A 22,121-nucleotide genomic window follows, 5' to 3' on the forward strand; every position below is an offset into this window, starting at 1 on the left:
GCCTTATGAAGTTGATATTGTGGACTATAATTCCATTGAGAATTGTGACCTTAAGGATCATATTGATCGTGTCGGTAATAAGTTATTTTAAATTACAAAAGGTTTCAAGTGTACTCAAAGGGAAACCCCATCATTAAAAATCGTCAAATCACCTCACCTTCTAACCCCATCTCCATGGCTGGAGAGGGGGAATTCCTTAAAGGAAACTAATAATATGCGGCATTGAAATCAAACAGCTTGCAGAATATATATTCAAAATGAACAAAAGTTCGATCAGCCATTTTGCTTTCGAGCTTTTTCATTACATCTGTACGCCATTTTTTTCTGTCAGTAAACAACACAGCAGGAATCACTACAGCTTCAGGATGAAGTTCCATAAGATCTGTGGTATATCGCATCAATTTGTAGATGGAAAAATTCCCTTTGTCTTCCTGAAATTCCACAAGCCAGAGCAGCAATCTTTTATTTTCAAACTGGAACATAATTGGCATATCAAGGGAAAGATTTGCATCAGTGAGATGATGTTTTTTTGGCTCCTGGCGTACAAAAGTTATTTCTTTTATTTTCCCCCATTCCTTTAATGCTTCAGGGAATATAAATTGTAATGATTCTTCAGGAAAGTCTATTGTCAGGTTCTTGAAATTATGATCATGGGAGATATTGGATATTGGATATTGGATTTTGGATGCCCGGTGTTAATGTTTTGTTTTGTCAAATATACCTCCGTTCTTGATTATTTTAGCAATATTATTACAAAAGAGTATATCATGACATATCCTTCTTTTTTACCGTGGAAATGGATACAATTTTTTATATTAGGGAGTGGCTGGATGGCTGCTATGACCGTTTTATAAGAAAGTCCCCGTCTTTTAAGGATCTATAGGACTTTCATGCTTCGTTGTGGCAGATGGCTCTGCCATGGCCGTTATAAAAAAACTGTAATGATCAGGAGTATTTCAAAACATCTTCCAGAGGGATATTCAATATTTCAGCTATCTCTTCCGGTGAACTGCCCTTTTTGTGCATGAAAGCAATTGATTTTTTTATCAATTCTATAGCTGCTTCTTTTTCTGCTTTTTCCTTTTTATAGGCACTTGTGATAAAGAGATAATCCTGTTTCAATTTTTTTGACAGTTCTCTCTCTGTACTTTGCACCCTTAAAAATTCTTCACGAAGTCGATACTGCTCCCTTAATCTGTCATCTTTGGTAAAGGTTTTAAGCATATTATATACCTCCTTTATTGCTGTATTATGATTGAGAAGATTATCAAGCTGGGTGTCATTATCCTGGATATTGCCAAGAAAATAACTCCACTCCTCAAGTTCTGTCTCCAATTTTGCGTTTGGCTTTTTATTCAAACAGCTCAAAAATTTGTTTAACTCAATATAATACAGGTGCCAGTGATTGGCCAGGGGCTTAAAGGATCTGGTGTTGAGCATGGTAAAATGATTGTACCAGAAATCTGAGTCACTCCCATCATCAAACATGTTCTCCACAAGGATATGGATGCCATAGCAGGGTCTCAGTTTATGGTAATTTGTTCTGGAATTTTTGCTTAACTGATCCCTGTACATACCGGCAAGATAGTATTTGGATCGCTGGGGATAAAACTCATTCCACACAACCTGAACTTCAACATCAAACCACTCTTTTGTTGAACTTTCCAGCCCACGAATATCTAAAATACCCTGCTTTTCGTTTTTGAATGGCTCTGAAAGGTCAAATGGATTCAATATCTCTATCTCTGAAAATTTACCAGGAGTTCCTGTGGCTGCATTCAAAAATGATATGAGGGGACCTGTATGTTCCTGGCGACCAAATATCCACTTGAAAACAATGTCATTGTACAATTTAATCTTCATGAAATTTCCTTTGGAAATTCTGGCTCTGGATTGCAACTCCCCCAAGCCTTTGGTACACCCTTAAGATCCTTGTTTGCTTCCATGTCAAACCACATTGCAAAAAGCGTAAACTGGCTTGCACTCATGAATGAAAACATCGCAGACAAAGCGTTTATAGGTGGTATGTGCCCTGCAAAGAGCCACACCACAAAAAGCCTGTAAAAGAGAAAGAATGTAATCACCCCAAAGGTACCGCCAAGGAGATAGAAAAATACCAAAGGATGAAAATCCCTGATCATATATTTTTCCTTCATACGCCAGCCAAAGAGTTTAACAAGAAGCCACCCTATGGTAAAAATCACCCTGTGGATCTTGATGCCTGATTTTTCACCCACATTATAGACAGGTTCCACAGGTACATCCATCACCCTTAAGTTTTCCACATTGAGGCGTACAAGTATATCATTGGGCTGGCCATAGCGTTTGTACATCCTGTCCCAGTCAATGGCATGAAGACCTTTTTTGTTTATGACTGTGTAGCCGGACTGGGAATCGGCAATGTGCCAGTAGCCCGATGCAATTTTGGTTAAAAGGGAGAGTACACCGTTTCCAAAATAGCGTACCTTGGGGATTTTTTTAAAGGCTTCACCGGTGAAAAGGCGGTTGCCCTTGGTGTAGTCTGCCCTGTTTTCAACTATGGGATCAAGGAGAGCCGGAAGATCATCCGGGTTCATCTGACCATCCCCTGCCATGACCACTGCCATGTCATAATCATTATCCCGTGCCCATTTGTAGCCAGCGGTAATTGCTCCGCCAACTCCCTCATTTTCCTCAAGGGCGATAAGCTCAACTTTCGGGTTGATTTGCCGGCATTTTTTTATTACTGCTATGGTGTTGTCAGGGCTTTTGTCATCAATGGTGATGATTTTGTCCACATATTCAGGCATGGTCTCTATTACGTTTTTGATCTGGGTCTCTTCGTTGTAGCAGGGGACTACTACGCAAACTGTTTTATTTTTATACATAGTTGTGTCCTTATTGATAAAAAACTATTGTGTATTGCTTTATGCAATATCTTGGGGTATTCTTTTTAAAGAATAGCAGAACAGCTTTAAAAATGGAAGAAATATGCATCGATCATATGCCTCGATCTTACAATATAATCTTAAATTAAGGATGTCATGATTTGTGCGGAATTTGTGGTATTTTTCACAAGCAGAAAATTATATCAGGCGATATAAAAAATGTAAAAAAAATGAATATGGTTCTCAAACATAGAGGACCCGATGATGAAGGTATATATGAAGATCATTCATGTGTGCTTGCTCATAGACGCCTGTCAATTATTGACTTGTCAAGTGCTGGTCATCAACCGTTTTATTCAGATGATGGGCGTTATGTCATGGTTTATAATGGCGAGGTGTATAATTATATTGAGTTAAGAAAAGAGCTAATAAAGACAGGATGGCAATTTAATACCCAGACAGACACTGAAGTGCTTCTCAAAGCATATCAGCATTATGGTGAAAAGTGCCTTCATCTTTTTAATGGTATGTTTGCTTTTGCCATATATGACACGCATTTAAATACACTGTTTCTTGCAAGGGATAGAGTTGGAATTAAGCCTCTATATTATTCCATAAAAAATTCAAAGCTATATTTTGCATCCGAGATTAAGGCTCTGTGGTCAATCCCTGAACTCTCTTTATCTGTTAATGAACAAGCGGTTTTTGACTATATTGTATTTAATCGTACAGATGTTTTTGATGAAACTTTTTACAATGAAATAAAACGTATTCCTTGTGGTTATTTTGCACACTTCTCAGAAGGCAAGCTAAATTTGAATCAATGGTGGAATCCAGAAGATTATTTAAAAGATTCATCTGAAGATAAGTTGGAATTGGATTATATTAGTGAAAAAGTTCATGATATTTTTGTTTCAGCTGTTAATTTTAGAATGAGAAGTGATGTCCCAGTTGGAACCTGTTTAAGTGGTGGGCTTGATTCTTCTATTTTACTCGGAGTTCTTTATAAATACCATAATCTTTCTAAAGATTACCCTACCTTTACGGCTTCTTTTCCAGGGCATCCCATTGATGAATCAGCCTACATTGAAAATTTAAGGATTAAATACCCTTTTTCTTCCTATTTTACTTTTCCCAATTCTGATATGGCTTATTCTCAGCTTGAAGAATTTGTTTATATGAATGATGAACCAACAACCAATCCTTCTTTTTTTTCACAGTATCAAGTTATGAAAACAGCGGCACAAAACCATGTAACTGTTTTGCTTGATGGTCAGGGAGGGGATGAGAATTTTGCAGGCTATCAATATTTTCATGGATTTAACCTTTATGATTTGCTATGCAAAAGAGATATTAAATTATTTTTAATTGAATTACTTAAAAGTATAAAACGCAAGCAACATATATCAGCTTATCAAACTTTTGTATTTCAAATATTGCCTGATGTAATAAGAAAAAAAATGCTTTTAAGAACTTTGCCATATATTAAAAAAGATTTTTTTTATAACAGGATTAACAAGTCAATAATTTTCAATAAATTTTTTGATGCCTCTGATTTAAATCAAAGTCTTGTAAGGCATTTTCAGTTTAAACTCGAACATCTGCTTCGAATGGAAGACAGAAACTCTATGGCTTTTTCCCTTGAAGCAAGGGTTCCCTATTTAGATCACAGATTAATTGAATTTTTGCTTGGCGTGTCTCCTTACCTTAAAATAAAAGATGGTGAAACAAAATATCTTCAGAAAAAAGCACTAAGTGATTATACAACTTCAGAAATTACCAACAGAAAAGATAAAATAGGTTTTGGTACTCCGGGGGAAGCATGGATGAAAGATATAAAATGGCAAAAAATTACTGATGATAATTATAAAAAACTTTGCAAAATTTTTCCAACGGTTTTTAAAAAGGATTATGACAAAATTCCATATTCAGGATTTGATAGATGGAAAATTAATCAGCTTGCTGTGTGGCATGACATTTTTTTAATGAACCAATCTCAATATAATCAATAATGTATGAATGGTTAACTATGCACTGTGATAGAAAAATACTAATTGACCTTCTTGATTCTGCTGAAAATAACAATTACCAGGGATTCAGCAAATTTGATGCTTTAAATAGCCCTTTTCTTGAAAAGTTATCCTTTGACAACAAATGGCTTCGTTTAATATTTACCCAACTTGTAAAAGAATCTCCGCTTCATGTACGCCCACATCTTCAGGTGAAAACTTCAAGGAATCCAAAGGGAATAGCTCTTTTTGCAAGGGCATATCTTTTTTTGTATCAACAAACCCTTGAGTCAGCTTACCTTGATAAAGCCGAAAAATTGCTTGCATGGTTATTAAATAATCCCAGTTCAGGAGCTAACAACCTTGCATGGGGCTATAATTTTATATGGCAAAGTCCTATATTTCTTCAAAAAAAATATGAACCAAATACTGTGGTCTCTGTTTTTGCAGGAGAAGCCTTTATCCATGCCTATAGAGTTACAGGCAAACAGCAGTATCTTGATGCTGCTACTTCTGTTGGTAAATTTATATTGAGTGACCTTCCAGTACTCCATGATAATGATGAAGAACTTGCTATTGCATATGTGCTAAGAGATGTAGATGCAGTTGTGTTAAACAATCAGGTGCTTGCTGGTGCTTTTTTAATAAAATTATGGAAGCACATTAAACAGGATAACATTAAAGAATCTGCTATAAGGTTAATCAATTATACAGTTAACAGAAAAACCGAATATAACGCATGGTATTATACATTTCCTTGTAATAAGTCTTTAATTGTACATGATAATTACCATACTGGCGGTATCATTGACGGGCTTGTTGAATTTTATCAGGAAACCGGTGATGATCGTTATATGGAGACATATAAAAAAAGTCTTGAGTATTATCGTGTCAATTTGTTTGAAGCAAATGGTGCTCCAAGATGGATGAATAATAAAGCCTACCCTTTTGATATACATGGATCAGCACAGGGAGTAATTTCCTTTGTCAAGGCATCGACTATTTTTCCAGAATATATAAAAGAAGCAGAAAAAGTACTGGACTGGACAGTAAAGAATCTGTACAACAAAAAAAGATGTGAGTTCATATACAGAAAGGGGCGTTTTTGGAAATGGAATTATTCTTTGATGCGTTGGTGTAATGCTTGGATGGGTAGAGCTATGGCTGATTTTATATATCATGTAAAATAAAAAAGATTGCTTATATAAATATGCAAAAGCATAATTTTTCTAAAATAAATATTATAAACTTTATTAAAAAGCAAAAGCCTTTTTTGTATAAAAAATTTGGCGTCATCAAGATAGGGTTATTTGGTTCTTATGCAAAGGGCGAACAATTTGAAGATAGTGATATTGATATTTTAGTGGAATTAATAGAACCGCGGTTTCAATATATTGCCGGATTGCAAGTATATCTTGAAAATAAGTTTAAAAAGAAAGTTGAAATAATTAGAATGAATGAATCTGATAATAGCTTTTTTGGAGAAAATATAAAGAAAGGAGTGATTTATGTTAAATGGATTTATTTTAAATAATTTACACATTATTCTTGAATCCATTGAGTTGATTGAAAAGCGTTTCTCAGATATGTCAAGTCTAAATGACCTTATAAATGTTAATTATGCCAAAAAAGATACGTCAACTTATAAAAGATCTTGAAAAAGCTGGATTTGTTAATCGAGGTGGAAGAGGTAGCCATAGAAATTTTTTACATGAGAGAGGAATTACTGTTACAGTTTCCGGTAAACTTGGCGATGACGCAAAACCTTATCAGGAAAAAACTGTCAAGCAGAAGATTGAGGAGGTCCGGTAATGAAAGATAGAGATCGTTATTTGAAAATTGTCGAGTGGTCAGATGAGGATAATTGCTACGTTGGCTCTGTGCCAGGATGGATTGGTCTGTGTTGCCATGGAAACAACGAAAAAAGTGTATATAGTCAACTCTGCCGTATAGTCGATGAATGGATTGAAATATATAGAAAAGACGGTCGGATGTTGCCACCATCCACAAGTGGTAAAAAGTATCCAGAAAAATTCCAATTATGTTCGGGTAATGATCTTAACAAGGTGTCAGCAGTTAATAATTTAACGGCTTAATACCGAGGGGCTTGTAGTGCAAATTACAATACATGGTTGATTATCACCTAAAAAAACTAAGTCATTTGTTGCTAAAGCTTTGGCTATTTTGTCTCAAAATATTCAGATATTTTAATATTAAAAAATGAAGATTAGGCTTTCATTGCATCTTCAAGAAGGTTTAAAATAGTGTTTTTAGGAAAAGAACAAATCTACAACCCATCTATATCTTTGCTTGAAAAACTTTATGTATTTCTATTTGGAATGCCTATCGTAGGACTTCGTATCCGCTGCCGTAATATTCTTTCCTTGATTCCAAAAAACCGTGATTATAAAAATATCCTTGATGCAGGTTCCGGTTCAGGAGTTTTGACCTTTGAACTTGCTCGAAAATTTAAAAATTCTCAAGTTACAGGTTTTGACCTGGATCCGGAAGAGATTGGTATTTCAGAGGCAATAGTTGTAAGAGCTGGATATCAAAATGTTTTGTTCAAAAATACAGATATTGAAACCATGAACGAAAAAGAATGTTTTGATTTAATTATCTGTGTGGATATTCTTGAACATATTGAAGATGATTTAAGTGCATTGAAGAAGCTCTTCAATGCTTTAAAAGAAGATGGGATTCTTGTACTGCATGTTCCAGCTTTATATCGAAGATACCCTGTCTCTAAAAAAAGTCTTAATTTTTATGTGCCAACCCATGTTAGATATGGATATGAAATCGAAGATATTAAAGAAAAAGTAATAAAAGCCGGGTTTTGTATTGATATATCCGGATACACTTATGGTTTTATGGAAACCCTTGCAAACAATATCAGTTATATGATTACAAAAGCACAAAAAAAGAATAAGGTTTTATATGCTTTTGCTTTTCCAATATTGAATATTATTTCCTTGATAGGTCAAAGTGCAAGACCAGAGGAGCTTGGGGCAGGGGTGTTTATTGTTTGTTGCAAAAAATAACTGAAGGTCGATATTAACAAATGCATTATAATAATAATCTAAATCAATCTAATGGAATATTCCAAAAAACAAGCGAATTTTGGACATATCAACTAAATAATGAAATTTATTTAAAAAAATACCCAAATGTTGTACGTGGCAGCAAAAAGTATTTTGAGAGAAAGACGGAAGTATATGTATTATTTTTCCAAAATGATTTCTTTTTTAAAAGATAGCCTTGGAAAAGAATTCCTTGAAGTTGGTTGTGGAATGGGTACAGATACGGTTGTTTTTGCCAAACACGGATTTAATGTTAAAGGGGTAGATATCACCGAAGCACATTTAGCATTGGCAGAACAATTATTTGCTTTGTTTGACATGCAAGGTGAATTTATTCATGGCAATGCTGAAAAATTACCTTTTGATGATAACTCTTTTGGAGCGGTTTACTCTTTTGGTGTTTTGCATCATACATTAAATACTGATCGTGCTATCAAAGAAATTTATCGTGTTTTGATGCCTGAAGGCAGAGCTGTAATAATGCTCTATAATAAGTGGTCATTAAATAATTTGGCTCACTTAATTACTGGCAAAGGGTTTGAAAATGTAACAAAAGGTGATGATTCACCAATAACAAAAAGATTTTCCAAAAATGAGATACGAAGTATGTGTTCTGATTTTTCCTATTATAATATTGATATTGAGTATCTTTTTGGTGCAGGTTGGGGTAAAGCTTATTCTTTAGTTCCTAAAAGAATATATCTTTTTTTGAGTAAACTTATTGGTTGGCATCATATTGTATATTTAGTTAAATGAAAAATTTACACAATAAATATTTTAAATATATTTTACAACGAGCTTTTAAAGAACCTCATTTAATTTTACCAGCAACTATAGCACTATTAAATGGTTATTTTTATAAAATATTATTTTTTTGTCTCAGAAAGAAAGTTAAAATTGGAAAATTATTTAGAGTATATGGTTCTTTTAATCTTTCTGGCTGTGGTAAAGTAGAAATTGGAGATAATTGTTTTTTTACGTCAAAAATATTCAGAAAGACTTCTTTGATTACAACAACTTCAAATGCTTTTATAAAGATTGGTAATAATGTTGGATTAAGCGGAACTGTACTTCAATGTTCTGATAGGATAATAATTGAAGATTGGTGTAATATCGCTGATGCTTATATTGTAGATTCATCTGCACATCATCTTTCTGCGAAACGTAGAGATTTAGATAACCAGAGCGTTCCCAAAGAGTCAGTTCATATTTCCAAAAACGTTTGGATAAGCACTAATGTAACTATTTGCAAGGGGGTTTTCATAGGTCAAAACAGTGTAATTGGAGCTTGTTCTCTAATAAGAAAGAATATTCCAGCTAATAGTTTTTATGCTGGTATCCCAGCCCAATTTATAAAAAAAATTCCTAATTAAGAATTTTCTAAAATAGTATTCTTAATTTGATGACAAATTTGTACTAATATTATATTTTCTTACAATGTGTAAGTTTAAAATATACATTCATTCTTATTAGTCTTTTAATCATAAAGAATTATCCTGTCAAATGGTTATATCTAAAAAACTAATCTTTAACAAAATAAAAATAATTTCTTCAATTTTAATAATTATTTCTCTTATTTTTGTTATTGATTTAAAAAAATCAATAACACTACTTTCTTCAATCAATATTGAAGTTATCTTTGAGTTATTTTTTTACTTTTTACAATATTTATGATCGGAACTTTTAATTTATATATATTGCTTAATACGTTTATAAAAATTTCATTTTTATCTTTTTTAAAAAGATATTTATATAGCTGGTCATTGAGCTTAATAGCACCTGGGCAAGTTGGAGATGCCAGTTTTATTTTATTATTAAAAAATAAAATATCAGTTAAACATACAACTTTAGTATATTTATTTGATAAAATAATAACATTATGTTTTTATTGTCTAATTACGTTGTTTGGCTTTTCTATATACTTGTCAATTAATATTTCTTATATATTTCTCTTCTTTATTTCCGTTTCTGCTTTGAGCATATTAATATTGTTTTATTCAAAAACAAAATCTCAGTATTTTTATAGTTTTATTTTTGACAAAAAAAATATATTTGTTGAGATAATATTAAATAAAAAAGCTATTTGTAAAAATATTCTTGGAACCATATTAAAAATTTTAATTACCGGATTAACCTATTATATAGCTTTTAAATCATTTAATGTTATTATTTCATGGCAAGATGCTCTTGTTATTCCTATAATGTGTACGTTAGTTGGTTACATACCCATTTCAGCGGCTGGAATCGGGACAGTTGAAGTTTCTGCGGTGTATATTTTTTCAACCATAGGAATATCAAGTAGTGTAGTTATAAGTGTGTATATTCTACTCAGAACATGTCAATTTGCGATCGCAGTTATAGTAATTACTTTTTCACTTGTATTTAAAAAAATATTTCCTAACAATATAAAAGAATGAATTCATAAAAACATGACTTCCAGTATTGAATACGACAAAGAATGGATTGAACAAACATGGGGATGGGATAACCCTGAAGTTTTTATAGAAACTAAAGGACAAAATCTAAGACCGAGAATCCTTGAAAGTATCAAAATAGCAAAGCTTAAGCATGGCATGAAGGCGTTGGATGTTGGATGCGGACGAGGAGAAGTTGTCTTATATTGTGCACGTAACGGTATTCAAGCTGTAGGAGTTGATTATAGTTCTGATGTTATTAAAATAGCCGAAGCAGCCAAAAGCAAACACTCTTCTGCTCAACAAGCACTAATGAAATTTTTATGCGGTGATATAGAAGATATTAACGAACAATCAGAATATGATCGAATATTTTTACTCGATTTTGTTGAGCATTTAAATGATATTGATTTGCACAATGTTTTAAGGAAGTGCAGAAAATTATTAAAACCATCTGGTTATCTTGTGATCCATACCTTGCCTAATAGATGGTTATACGATATTACCTATGGCAAATTGTTAAGGTTATTAATGCCATACCTACCTGAAAATCCAAGAACAGAAAAAGAAAAAAAGATTCATATTAATGAAATGTCTATTGTTCACTTACATAAAACATTAGATAAAGCAGGATTTTATTCAAAAATATGGCTTTCTGATTTAATACTTAAGCAGGCACAGTGGCATTTAAAAGAACCATTAAACGACTCAAGGGGAAAACTTTATAATTGGTTAAACAAACCTTTAATTTCATTGCTATATAAAATAAGCTTGCTAACACCATTAAAATTATTAATATCAAATGATATTTTTGCAATAGCATCTAAAAATCAATCTGAAATTTTTACAAATGATTTTAATTACTCAATTGAGGGTTTTGCAATAAATATTTTAAAAAAGTGGGATTAACAACAATGAAGTATATACCAAAAAATACTTTTTTGTACAGAGAAGTGACTAATCATATAACAATACCCTTGGGTTTTAAAAAAGATATACCACCAGTATCTCCGTCGGTAGCAGGTCTCTTTTTAACAAAAAAATGTAATTCAAGATGTAAGATTTGCGAGTATTGGAAGAACAAAAATTTCCACGATGAATTAACTTCTAAAGATTGGTTTGAAGTTATTGATCAATTAAAAGAATCCGGCATAAAAATAATTAATTTTACTGCTGATGGAGAAATTTTTACACGTAAAGATGCATTTGAAATAATGCATTATGCAAAACAAAAAGGATTGCAAATTTCTGTCAATACTAATGGGCTGGTAATGGACAGATATATTGATCAACTTTTAAATTTAAATCCTATGCAAATTCAGATTTCCCTTGATGCTTTTGATGATAATTTATATGAATCTATTCGGGGCGTATCCCATGGTTTCAGCAGAGTAAAACAAGGTATTATGGATCTTAAACATAGAGGCTATAACAAAATTTCAGTTGGAAGTGTTTTGACCATAGATAATTTAGATGAACTTCCATTACTACAGAATTTTTGCATTGAACAAGGCTTTACGTATAGAGTTACAGCATTTCAATTTCAAGGTTTTAATGTTGATAATAGGCAATTAAGGAATTTATACAGGACAAAGGGCTTTTTACATAAACTTGACAAAACTATTGATGTGCTTTGTAGTAAGCCAATGAATAATACTGAAATATATTTAAAAGCCATAAAGAATTATTATCTTGAGGATAAATATCACCCTTTAGATTGTATTGTGGGACATCATAAAATATTTATTTTGCCTGATGGTGATGTTTCCTTATGCAATATGATGAGAAAAAATGCTGTAATTGGCAATGTTTTGTCCGGTCATTCTTTGATTGAACTTTGGACGAGTGAAAGAGCTAAAGAGGTCAGAAGAGATATAAGGCTCAAAAAATGTCCTTCCTGCTGGCTTTCCTGTTTTGCTGAAGACAATATAAGATTTTCACCACGGCACATGATTACACAACTTCCTTATTTTGTGAAAAAAGCGGTAAGACTGCTTGGGTAAGAAAGTTATTTCAAACTTTATGTAAACCGTTTAATTACATACTTTTCAAATGAATAACTTGTTTTGATATCTTGGGGATAATGATTAATAAAATCAGTTAACCAATCAGTAACCTCAATTTTATCCCTTAACATGGCTGCTCTCTTTTCTTTCCACTCTTCCCTCAAATCCGATGATGCCCAAAGCTCAGCCGATTTTAATATTTCCTCCCATTGATGAACTTTAAAATATTTTATTATTCCATATTTTTTATCTTGCTCAGTTGTGTAACCTCTTTCAGTATTAGATATATAGATTGCAGGAACTCCAAGACACGCAGCTTCAGATGCCATTGTTGCCGATTCTCCGAGTACAAGATCACAGTTTGCCATAAATTGATGTACTTCTGAAAAAGGGAGTGAAAAAGCATATTGCTTTAATGAATCTGGAAGGGGTGATTCAGAGGAAATATAGACTTTTCCATATTTTTTTAGAATTTTAATTAGTATTAATTTTTGCTCAAGGGTTAAACCTTCTTCCCCAATATCATGTGCTGCTTCCCAGCTCACAAAGCGGACAAGAAATCTTTTTTCTATTTTTTCAATCTCTTTTTCAGGTTTAAAATACTTGGGTGACAGGTAAGCAAGCTCATGGTAGCCTGGATAGTGAACCTGTTTTTTCCATGAACCACCTATTGAATGGTCAAAGCAAGAAGTTAAAAAGACATGGGTTGATAATGGAAAGGATATGGAATTATCAATTTTTGCTATTTCAGTGTCTGACAGGGCTATAGTTGGGATATTCATAAGCTTTCCAATAGGGGCATTAAAAATACCACATAACTGAACCATGAGATCAATTTTATATTTTTGAATTATATGTGCAAGTTTTAACTGTTGAGTCATGAGTTCCAGCAAAAGGGATAAAGCTCCTGAGCCTTTTTTTGTTAAAAGAATATAGTCAATACCATATTGATCAAGTAGCTGCAGGGTGATATCTTTTTTTCTTGCTCCTACTATGATATTATGGTTTCTTTTTTTCAAGTTGGCAATGGTGTTTCGGAAAAAATGTACATGGGCTGGATGGCTTATATTAAAAAAAATATTCATTAATAGTAATCCTTCTTTAGCTTTTGAAAAATTATTTAGAACTAAGACAGTGCAATTTTAAAAACTGCAAAACCATTTTGGTCAAAAACTTTTTTTGTATAGTTTAGCATAAATTTTTGAAGTTGATAAGAATTCTCTCTATTTTGATTTTGTCCCATATGCTGCATAAAATAGTGGTTGAAAATGAGAAAATGGGTAATGCCGTTTTCTTTTAAAAAAGACATTAATTGGGTGCCGCTGGGATCAATCTCAATAAAATGGTGTAGCATAGGGAAAGAATTCCCGTTATCCGGTATATATTCTCTATCGCAGTAATAACCTCTTCCGCCAAGATAGAAAAAGAGAACCTTTGAATTTTCTAAAGTATGTTCATTAATAAATTTAAAAGCAGGGTATTCATAACGGTATAAACTTATATATTCATCCCTTGACAGTTTACCGGTTATATAATCTAAAGGTCTAACTTCCTGAAACTGCTTGTGCAGATAAAGGATTGTGGAGCTTAACGTATATAGTACACATAACAATATAAATATATTAGCAAACCATTTGCTTCCTCCCGGATATCTTGCTGGTTGCAATCTTTTATCAATCTTATCAGATACACATAAAAGCTTTAATCTTATTGTATCTATTCCATAAATTGACAGTATAACCAATGGAGGAATTGCTACTGCAAAATAACGAATGCGGAATACAGTGGTAAATAGCACAAACAGCAAAATAAATATGGTAAAAAAAAGAAAAAATATTTCTCATATTGATATCTATCTGTTTTTGTTCCGGTTTTGAAAAAAGCAAAAAAAGGCAGAAAGAATAAAAGCGGAGTAAGCCTACCGTCAAATAGAGCGGGATTATCATCTTCACCCTGGAAAAAAATTCTTGCGGGCAGCATCATAATATCAACAATGGATTCATTATACAGCATTTTACGATAGAGTAGTGTACCAAATTTGAAAGGCTTGTTTTCTTCCATATCTGACACTGCTTTTTCAACAGGGCATACATTGTCATTTTTTGAAGGAAAAACGTTTTGATAAAGTGGATATAGTGGGTTGCCTTTCCATATGATATTTCGAATCATCCATGGTGAAAACAATATAAGAGCTGCCAGGGAAAATATTACCATGGCATTAATGGGTGCCAGATAATGGAAAGCAGGTTTTTGATCTTTTTTGTAGAGATCATTTTTAAAGAAATTGATTTTTTTTGAATATATCCAGGGAATAAAAAGCACCATTAACATAAATATTATCAGGCCATTATATTTTGTGCCCATGGCAAGGCCACAGGATATTCCTGATATGATAATGTGCTTTATTTTAAATCCATTATCAGCCCAGTTGAGTAATGATATCAATGATGCTGTTGAAAAAAATATCAGTCCAAGATCCACATATGCAGTTATGGAAAGCTTTATGATCACAGGAATTGTTATAAATAAAAGTGAACCTGCAAGGGCAAGGTTGGTTGGGATCTCTCTTTTTTTAAGATGGGAAAATATCAGCCATGAAGTTAGAAGGGCAAAGGTAAAGTGGATAAATTTTGGGATAATGTCTGATCCTGCATAAAGAGCAATCATGTAGAGCATGTCAAGGTTCATGGGGTAATATGACCAGGACATACACGGTAGTTCCACTATTTTTCCATGCTGGAGATAGATCTTGGGGACGGCAAGGTGATGGACAAGGGCATCACGGCTTACGGGAGGGACAAAGGATATAAAAAAAACTGATAATATGATTAATAATAAAAATAAAAATTGAATAAGCAGTAAATATTTATCATATTTACTTTTTTTGTATAAATTGGTTGTTTTTTCCTCAGATTTTTTGATAATATTCATCTGATAATTTTTTCAAGTATAGATAGATTTCAGATTGTTGTATTATAGGTGTTGTCAGATTCTCTTTTTCAAGCTCTTTTAGCTGATCTAATATCCGTATTAATGTAAAATTTGATAATAATTTTTTTCCATATTTATCCATACAATCTACATCTTCAGAGAATAAACAAGTGTCAAGAAGACTAATATATGCAAGTATGCTGTTTCCATAGGAAACTCTTATGGCATGTTTTAAATAATGCTTAGATTTATCATATTGTTGTTTCATACGATAGGCAGCACCAAGGTGAAACAGAGCAAAATAATTATCAGGTTCTTTACTAATAATCTTTTTAGATAGCTCAATTGCTCGATCAAAATAACTATTTTTTATAAGCATTAATGCATATAAATTAAGATAATCGCTTTTTTCAGTTTTAATGCTTGACATTACTGTCAATGCTTTTTTTCATCCCCATTCATCAAGTACATCTTTGCAAGGGATGATATTGATTTACTATTTCCTGGAAATACTTCATGGGCTTTTTTTATATAAAACAGGGCATCAGAGAAGTTCTTTTGTGAACTTCGTGCGGCTGCCATGTTACTATAGGCGACAAAATCCCTTCTTACATGGGCAGAAACAACAATTTTATCAAGTGATTCACGATTCAAGTTAAAATAGTAGTCATATATGGCATTGTTTGCAGATTTATTTGCCTCATGACGATCAATGAAAGCCTTTGCATAGTTTTGATAAGCTCTCGCACTTTCAGGTGCTTTATTCATGGCATCAAGCCAAAGGGACTCTTCTGTCTCCCAGTCAAAATTTCTTATGTAGGTTGAAAAACCAGTAAGTATTATAAGGCAAGTAATAAAACCTGAAATACTAAAAAAAATAAATTTATTCTTCTGTTTGTAGTAATTTAATACTTGATATAATCCGATTGATATCGGAAAAAATAAAAATAATGACGGTAAATAGTTCCTGTGTTCAAACACAATTTCAAGGGGTATGAAGGTTGATTCTATTATATGATTTAGAAAAAAAAATAGTATTGCAAAGGTCAAAGCAGGGCTTTTTTTTCTTAACATAACTGCAAAAACGATAAGAAATATAATGGATAGTATAGAAAAAAAAGTGGATAGTGGATTCAGTATTGATGTTGAAATGTGAAAATCATGGACTATTGAAAATCTTGAAGCTATTGGATACAAGATTTGAGATATATAAAATATTACTACTCTGAATTCAGTCAGAAAACGTTGGCCTGCTGTAAATGCCCTTTGTTCTGGATGATCAAAATCTATACGATCGAATATTTCTGTGAACAAAATCAATGAAATAGTGAAAAGTCCTAATAAAAGGATGAACCATTGAGTTTTAGTAGAAGGGAATTTTATGGAAAAATTAAAAAATAAAATTTCAATTAATAATAGTGCAAAAGGGAGCATGATCCCATTTTGTTTTGAACCAAAAGATAATAAATATGAAAGCAGTGCAATAGCAAAAAACAATGCTTGCCTTTTTTTTGAAAAATCTAATCTTCCTTTAAGATAATAAAAAATAGCAATTATATAAAACATGGCAGCCATCGAGGCCATTCTCTGAACAATATAGGTAACTGCCTGAACCTGAACAGGGTTAATTGCCCACAGAAAGGCACTTAAAGCTGCTGTAAAAATTCTTGTATTTTCATCATATTTTTTTAACACCGGGGTACGAAATAATTGAAGAACAGCAAAGTATAAAAAAATGGCTGTAATAATATGAATTGAAGTGTTGACAATATGATAACCAAAGACTGCGTTTTTTCCAAAATACCAGTTTAAAGCCAGTGTAAGAGACGCCACAGGTCGATACAGGTAATCAGGGTTATTGGGAGCAGCGTAAAATACATTAATTATATTATCCCATGTAATTTTTGAAAGCTGCATTCTGCTGTTTTCAGTGATATTGCTGGTGTCATCAAAATGCCATGAAGCATCAAATGAATTACTGTATATAATTACAGTAAAAACAAATAACATAAATATAATTAAACGATGACTTTTTTGATTTTCAATGCTCATATTGACAGTATCTTTAAGCATAAATAGCCCTTTTCATATAAAAAACTATATAAGAGGCTGTGAAAAAAACAAATAGCCATGCTAATGTTATTAATAAAGCGTGGGAAATTTGTTCAAATGATATTATTTCATTATAAATCAAGGAATATCTAAAATTAAGAAGTTCAAGATCAGGTATGACATAATATATCCCTGTCAATATATTTTTCATTATTGCCTGGATGTTTTTGGTTTGGCTGTAAAGGTAAATATCATATGAGTGGTGCCCAACAAAATAAAAAGCAGTAACTATAAGACTTTGAACCAGGGGGGTTGTAAAAAGTGAAAAAAATAGAGAAGCAAAGGCAATTATCATCCATTCTGCAAAAATAAACATAAGAGTAAGAGCATATAAAGGATTAATTTTTATATTATTACTCATTAATAATACTATCCATATGACCGACATTAAAAAGAATATATTTAATAAAAGAATACACATGCCCAGGCATTTACCAGATACAAACTGAAATGCAGAAACCGGTCTTACAAGTATAAGAAAAAATCTTTTGGAATTTATCTCCTGAATGAAATTAATGCTAAGATAAATATTACATAAAATTCCGAATATCCCAAAACAATAAAGACCTGCGGTTTGAATCAGCCGATCTCCGTTTATGGACACTTTTCCCATAATATGGAAAAAAGCCAAAATCAAAATAAATGCAAAAATTAAAATAACAACTATTTTATCTCTAATAGCTTCTTTATAAACTGTAAGTGCAATTGCTGTAATTTTCATTTTTTGTAATCAACTATTATTTATTATACGGTAACAGACTCCAACCTTTTAAAATCTTTTCTAATATTGCTGTGGTGAATGAATTTTGCAAAATCAGATACATCAGCCTTCCATTTTATAGTCCCTTTTTCAATAAAAGCTACATAGTCTGCAATTTCTTCAATATCTGTAAGAACATGGGAGCTGAATATGATTGAACCACCTTTACTTTTAAAATATTTCAAAAATGAAGTAAAGTGATATCTCCAGTATGAATCAAGTCCGCTCATTGGTTCATCTAAAATAAGAACATCAGGGTCATGTAGAATAGCTTGTGCAAGGCTCGCCCTTTGAAGTTGCCCCTTTGAAAATGTTTTAAGGCCTCTTTTATACAGGGTTTTAAGCTCAAGTAAATCAATTAATATGTCAATACGTTTTGTTAATGTTTTTTTCTCAATACCTGATAGTTGCCCAAGCATAGACAACCATTCATTTAATTTAAGATTTTTATATGAATGTTGAATTTCTGCTAAAAAGCCTAATCTTTTTTTTACAGGGATATCAGACACAGGAGTATTATATAAAAAAACACTACCACAGGTTGGTCGTAATACGCCAGCTCCCAGGAGTAGTGTCGTTGTTTTGCCTGCCCCATTAGAGCCGATTAAAGCAAGAGTTGTGGATTTGTTTAGTTGGATATTAATATTGTGAAGTATTGGAATTTTTTTAGTCCCAAAAGATGATCTGGCTGAATAAGAAACATTCTGCCAGTTTAAAATGATATCATCATCGTTCTGATTTTTCATTGCTCTGAATTTTCGTCTTTTTTATTGTTTATCTTTTTTAGAATACGGTTGACAATAGTTTGATCATCCAATGTGTTTATAACATCCAGTGCAAGCCTCTTTGCAAAATCATCATCGCCAGATTTCATTGCCAGTGTAGTGGAAACAGCAGCAAAATATTTTGGTGCACCTTTCTTCTTAGAAGCTTCTGCAAATATTTGGGATGCCTGCTTATAATCATTTTTAACTTTCCATATATAATAGCCTTTATATAACCATAGCTTCCATTCGTCAGGCAAATTTTTTATGCCTTTTTCTATAAAATAATATCCATCTTCTTTTAGATTTCCTTCAAATGTAATTATGACAGCAGCGAAGATATATGGAAATTTCCATTTAGATGCCAAACTTGTTATTGTATCAAGGTAAAAAGTCAAATACTCATAACCTGCACCTTGTTTAGTGATATTGCCGTATAAATATGCTGTTTTCAGCCATAACAGGTCAGCAATAAAATCTTTGTTGGCTGGAAAAATTGTATTAAAAAAGGATAAGTCTGGAGGTAATGGTATTCTTGCAATATCTAAAGAATTGGCTTCGCATATTGAACAAGAGCCATAGATTCCTTTATTGTTTGAATTCCAATGTGTCTGGAGGTAGGTTGCTGTAGATAGGGATAAAAAAAATGCAAAAATTATATTTGCAAGATGATAATTTTTAATTTTTATTTGCATATAAATTGGGTTTTTAGCTCAAAGGCAATCATTTTAAACAGTATTACTATCCTTGCGATAGTAGGAATATTACAACAAGGATAGTAATAAAAATGTTAAATATTACTGGCAATCATTAGAGTTTGGAGCACTTAAGCTATTAAGATGGTTCATCCACCAAGTATCCACTAAAGCATCTCTATCAAGATTAGCGGTTGCTGAAGCAAGGAAGTTAGTTGCAGTTGTAGCAGCATTCATTTGGTATGCATATCTACTATTACCATCGTTACTAAATCCAATAATAGTTGTTGTGCTACCATAGCGATCATTTTCTACAAAATATGTTTCTTGCAGAGTTCTAATGTTACCCAGATTTGTTTTAGCTTCAGTCTGTTTTGCCTTGCACTGATAATCCATGAAGTTAGGAATAGCAATGGCTGCCAGGATACCAATAATTGCAACAACGATCATGAGCTCAATCAATGTAAAACCGCTTGATTTCTTGAAAAGCTTTTTCATAAATACCTCCCATAAAAAGTTCGTTAAAGTTAGTCAAATACTCTTTCGACTTGTAAAATAGTCAAAGCATTTTTTATACCATGCTTTGATTAAAACATATTAAAATTTTAAAATTTAATATTGCTATTACACAACTAGCTTAGTTTCAAGGAAAATTTTTTATGGTGAATATTTTAAACAAATAAAATTAGGTCATTAATAAAAGTTTAATGAAATTCGAATTATTGAAAAGCTGACAATAAATATAAAGCTCATAACAATAATTGTCATCATAATGATGTCGATAATCTAAAAAGTTATTTTCATTTAATCACAATCATCATTAGAAGCACTCAGATTGCTTGTTGAATTTATTCTCCAGTCATCAATTGCTACGTCTTTGTCAATATTTCCTGTTCCCTGGGCTGTAAAGCCAGTGAATGTGCCACCGGCTGTTATTGTATAATTATATCGTGCAGTGCCACCCATGAGCTGAAAGCCAATATTATTAAGATTGCTTGCATATATATCATTTTCAATAAAATATGTCTCTTGAAGTGTTGAGATGCTATAAAGATTTGTTTTTACTTCAGTCTGTTTTGTTTTGCATTGATATATCATGAAGTTAGGAACTGCAATGGCAGCAAGGATTCCTATAATTGCGACAACAATCATTAACTCAATCAGAGTAAAGCCTCTGATGGTTTTAAGCCTTTTGCTGAATTTTTTCATAGCATCCTCCTTAAAATATATTGATTCTGGATATATTGATTGGTTGATTTATGATAAATGATAACGATAAAGAAAACTCCGCCTTTTCTTATATGGGCAGAGTTTGTTTGATATTAAATTTTACACCCTTTGGCAAATAATCCTAATTTCCAATATAAAAAACAAGCTCAATAGATGTTCCTGCATCTTCAATACTAAATCCATTCCCATTCAATATATTTTAATATTGCGGTAGTTTCCCCTGCAATTTGACAGAATGAGCTTATTGGTGCTTTCATGCCTTATCAAAAAAGAATACTCAACAAAAAATTGCAATATATATACCGAATACCCGAGGAAAAGATTTTTGATGGATGATCCTGTTTATTGTAGAGGATGAATGGCACAGCTTTAACTGGTAAATAAATCTGTGTGAGCATTGAAATCTCAATACCATATCCATTGTAATTAAATATCTGCCCGCTTCAATATTTATAGTATATAGCCTGCTCTTTAGTGTGATTTTATAACACATTTTGGTAAATATACGACAAAAAAAAGTCGTGTTTTTGCAAAGTATATTGGTATTGAGAATATTGAGATAAAAGGGATGTATGGAAATATTAACATTATTTTGTGAATATATTGTATATGTATAATCAGATGTGTATATTATTATGGTATGAAATTGACATGGCATGAACAAAAATAAAACAGTAATCATCAGGGAAGAGTCATCATTTATAATAAAACCTGACCGATCTTATAGAATTATTTAAAAATAGTCATTTAATTAAATTTTAGTATATTTTTTTTAATGAGAGATAAAAACGAAGAGAGAAAAACATGAAAATTAATAAGATAAATTTTATATTATATTTGTTGATATTTCTACATTTTTTAATACCATTTTATTCATTTGCAGTAGAGCCGGCACCTCGCATATCAGATAGAGAGATCATTGAAAAGCTTGCTAAATTAGAAGCGGGTCAGGAAGCACTTTCAGTGAGGTTGTCAGATCTTAGAGCTGAAATGAAATCGGATCAGGAATCACTGAGAGCTGAAATGAAAGCAGGGCAGGAAGCACTTGGGAAAAGAATGGACGATTCAAATTCAACCATGCTTGCTTTTTTTAGTTCTATTATAACTTTGATAGTAGCTCTGTTTGGGTATATTGCCTGGGATAGACGTACCATGGTCAAACCTGTAATTGATAAAGTTGACAGACTTGAGCATGAGATTTTAAATGATCTGGATTTTCATCATAATGATGGTTCTCTTTTAAGGCGGCAGCT

25 protein-coding genes are annotated in these 22,121 nt (G+C 32.2%); 12 read left to right on the forward strand and 13 right to left on the reverse strand.

Going from position 1 to position 22,121, the window contains the following annotated elements; all coding sequences use genetic code 11:
• Positions 1-206 precede the first annotated feature (206 nt).
• From MTBBW1_RS10900 to MTBBW1_RS10915, 3 genes are all read right to left on the reverse strand, one after another.
• Positions 207-482 carry a hypothetical protein gene (locus tag MTBBW1_RS10900; RefSeq protein ID WP_080803276.1) on the reverse strand — a complete coding sequence of 92 codons (276 nt, stop codon included), beginning with the start codon at positions 480-482 and terminating at the stop codon, positions 207-209.
• A 463-nt stretch (positions 483-945) separates the two neighbouring features.
• Positions 946-1,863 carry an Rpn family recombination-promoting nuclease/putative transposase gene (locus tag MTBBW1_RS10910; protein ID WP_080803282.1) on the reverse strand — a complete coding sequence of 306 codons (918 nt, stop codon included), beginning with the start codon at positions 1,861-1,863 and terminating at the stop codon, positions 946-948.
• On the reverse strand, positions 1,860-2,867 hold the full coding sequence (locus tag MTBBW1_RS10915; RefSeq protein WP_080803285.1) for a glycosyltransferase family 2 protein: 1,008 nt from the start codon (positions 2,865-2,867) through the stop codon (positions 1,860-1,862). Before MTBBW1_RS10915 ends, MTBBW1_RS10910 begins: the two co-directional genes overlap by 4 nt.
• Before the next feature lie 161 nt (positions 2,868-3,028).
• Between MTBBW1_RS10915 and asnB the strand changes: the two genes are divergently transcribed.
• The 11 genes from asnB to MTBBW1_RS10970 all read left to right on the forward strand — a co-directional run bounded on the left by asnB (position 3,029) and on the right by MTBBW1_RS10970 (position 12,373).
• Positions 3,029-4,879, forward strand: a complete 1,851-nt coding sequence (gene asnB / locus MTBBW1_RS10920; protein WP_080803287.1) for an asparagine synthase (glutamine-hydrolyzing) — start codon at positions 3,029-3,031, stop codon at positions 4,877-4,879.
• A 266-nt stretch (positions 4,880-5,145) separates the two neighbouring features.
• Entirely contained in the window at positions 5,146-6,066 is a 921-nt protein-coding gene (locus tag MTBBW1_RS10925) for a glycoside hydrolase family protein (RefSeq protein WP_186441211.1), read from the forward strand.
• A gap of 20 nt (positions 6,067-6,086) precedes the next feature.
• Positions 6,087-6,410 carry a nucleotidyltransferase family protein gene (locus MTBBW1_RS10930; RefSeq protein ID WP_080803293.1) on the forward strand — a complete coding sequence of 108 codons (324 nt, stop codon included), beginning with the start codon at positions 6,087-6,089 and terminating at the stop codon, positions 6,408-6,410.
• Between the two features lie 86 nt (positions 6,411-6,496).
• On the forward strand, positions 6,497-6,688 hold the full coding sequence (locus MTBBW1_RS10935; RefSeq protein ID WP_080803758.1) for a type II toxin-antitoxin system HicA family toxin: 192 nt from the start codon (positions 6,497-6,499) through the stop codon (positions 6,686-6,688).
• Positions 6,688-6,972 carry a type II toxin-antitoxin system HicB family antitoxin gene (locus MTBBW1_RS10940; protein ID WP_222424041.1) on the forward strand — a complete coding sequence of 95 codons (285 nt, stop codon included), beginning with the start codon at positions 6,688-6,690 and terminating at the stop codon, positions 6,970-6,972. The genes MTBBW1_RS10935 and MTBBW1_RS10940 overlap by 1 nt, the downstream gene beginning before the upstream one ends.
• A gap of 168 nt (positions 6,973-7,140) precedes the next feature.
• Positions 7,141-7,917, forward strand: coding sequence for a class I SAM-dependent methyltransferase (locus MTBBW1_RS10945; RefSeq protein WP_080803295.1), 777 nt, complete (start codon positions 7,141-7,143; stop codon positions 7,915-7,917).
• Between the two features lie 174 nt (positions 7,918-8,091).
• Positions 8,092-8,712 (forward strand): class I SAM-dependent methyltransferase, encoded by a 621-nt coding sequence (locus tag MTBBW1_RS10950; RefSeq protein WP_186441212.1) that lies wholly within the window; start codon positions 8,092-8,094, stop codon positions 8,710-8,712.
• A complete protein-coding gene (locus tag MTBBW1_RS10955; RefSeq protein ID WP_080803301.1) occupies positions 8,709-9,329 on the forward strand; it encodes an acyltransferase in 621 nt (206 codons plus the stop codon). The genes MTBBW1_RS10950 and MTBBW1_RS10955 overlap by 4 nt, the downstream gene beginning before the upstream one ends.
• Before the next feature lie 291 nt (positions 9,330-9,620).
• On the forward strand, positions 9,621-10,373 hold the full coding sequence (locus tag MTBBW1_RS10960; RefSeq protein ID WP_281255636.1) for a lysylphosphatidylglycerol synthase domain-containing protein: 753 nt from the start codon (positions 9,621-9,623) through the stop codon (positions 10,371-10,373).
• 12 nt (positions 10,374-10,385) lie between these two features.
• Positions 10,386-11,279, forward strand: coding sequence for a class I SAM-dependent methyltransferase (locus MTBBW1_RS10965; RefSeq protein WP_080803306.1), 894 nt, complete (start codon positions 10,386-10,388; stop codon positions 11,277-11,279).
• Positions 11,280-11,284: 5 nt separating this feature from the next.
• Complete coding sequence (locus MTBBW1_RS10970) at positions 11,285-12,373, forward strand: radical SAM/SPASM domain-containing protein (RefSeq protein WP_080803309.1); 1,089 nt, start codon at positions 11,285-11,287, stop codon at positions 12,371-12,373.
• A 17-nt stretch (positions 12,374-12,390) separates the two neighbouring features.
• On the opposite strand, the gene MTBBW1_RS10975 is transcribed toward MTBBW1_RS10970, so the two are convergent.
• The 10 genes from MTBBW1_RS10975 to MTBBW1_RS29495 form a co-directional block, all read right to left on the reverse strand.
• Positions 12,391-13,461, reverse strand: coding sequence for a DUF354 domain-containing protein (locus tag MTBBW1_RS10975; RefSeq protein ID WP_080803312.1), 1,071 nt, complete (start codon positions 13,459-13,461; stop codon positions 12,391-12,393).
• 41 nt (positions 13,462-13,502) lie between these two features.
• On the reverse strand, positions 13,503-14,120 hold the full coding sequence (locus MTBBW1_RS10980; RefSeq protein ID WP_080803314.1) for a hypothetical protein: 618 nt from the start codon (positions 14,118-14,120) through the stop codon (positions 13,503-13,505).
• 11 nt (positions 14,121-14,131) lie between these two features.
• Positions 14,132-15,085, reverse strand: a complete 954-nt coding sequence (locus MTBBW1_RS10985; protein WP_186441213.1) for an ArnT family glycosyltransferase — start codon at positions 15,083-15,085, stop codon at positions 14,132-14,134.
• Between the two features lie 199 nt (positions 15,086-15,284).
• Positions 15,285-15,737, reverse strand: coding sequence for a tetratricopeptide repeat protein (locus MTBBW1_RS10990; protein ID WP_139786736.1), 453 nt, complete (start codon positions 15,735-15,737; stop codon positions 15,285-15,287).
• A gap of 5 nt (positions 15,738-15,742) precedes the next feature.
• Positions 15,743-17,002: a tetratricopeptide repeat protein gene (locus tag MTBBW1_RS10995; protein WP_139786737.1), complete on the reverse strand. Its 1,260-nt coding sequence runs from the start codon at positions 17,000-17,002 to the stop codon at positions 15,743-15,745.
• A 370-nt stretch (positions 17,003-17,372) separates the two neighbouring features.
• Positions 17,373-18,140, reverse strand: a complete 768-nt coding sequence (locus MTBBW1_RS11000; RefSeq protein ID WP_080803328.1) for a hypothetical protein — start codon at positions 18,138-18,140, stop codon at positions 17,373-17,375.
• Between the two features lie 23 nt (positions 18,141-18,163).
• Entirely contained in the window at positions 18,164-18,925 is a 762-nt protein-coding gene (locus MTBBW1_RS11005) for an ABC transporter ATP-binding protein (RefSeq protein WP_080803330.1), read from the reverse strand.
• On the reverse strand, positions 18,922-19,638 hold the full coding sequence (locus tag MTBBW1_RS11010; protein WP_080803333.1) for a hypothetical protein: 717 nt from the start codon (positions 19,636-19,638) through the stop codon (positions 18,922-18,924). Before MTBBW1_RS11010 ends, MTBBW1_RS11005 begins: the two co-directional genes overlap by 4 nt.
• 102 nt (positions 19,639-19,740) lie before the next feature.
• Positions 19,741-20,136, reverse strand: a complete 396-nt coding sequence (locus MTBBW1_RS11015; RefSeq protein ID WP_080803336.1) for a type IV pilin protein — start codon at positions 20,134-20,136, stop codon at positions 19,741-19,743.
• 306 nt (positions 20,137-20,442) lie between these two features.
• Positions 20,443-20,847, reverse strand: a complete 405-nt coding sequence (locus MTBBW1_RS29495; protein WP_080803340.1) for a type IV pilin protein — start codon at positions 20,845-20,847, stop codon at positions 20,443-20,445.
• An 825-nt stretch (positions 20,848-21,672) separates the two neighbouring features.
• Here MTBBW1_RS29495 and MTBBW1_RS28320 point away from each other — a divergent pair.
• On the forward strand, positions 21,673-22,121 hold a 449-nt coding region (locus MTBBW1_RS28320), incomplete at its 3' end, for a hypothetical protein (RefSeq protein WP_186441214.1).

This window comes from Desulfamplus magnetovallimortis, assembly GCF_900170035.1.
GTDB classification, from domain to species: Bacteria; Desulfobacterota; Desulfobacteria; order Desulfobacterales; family Desulfobacteraceae; genus Desulfamplus; species Desulfamplus magnetovallimortis.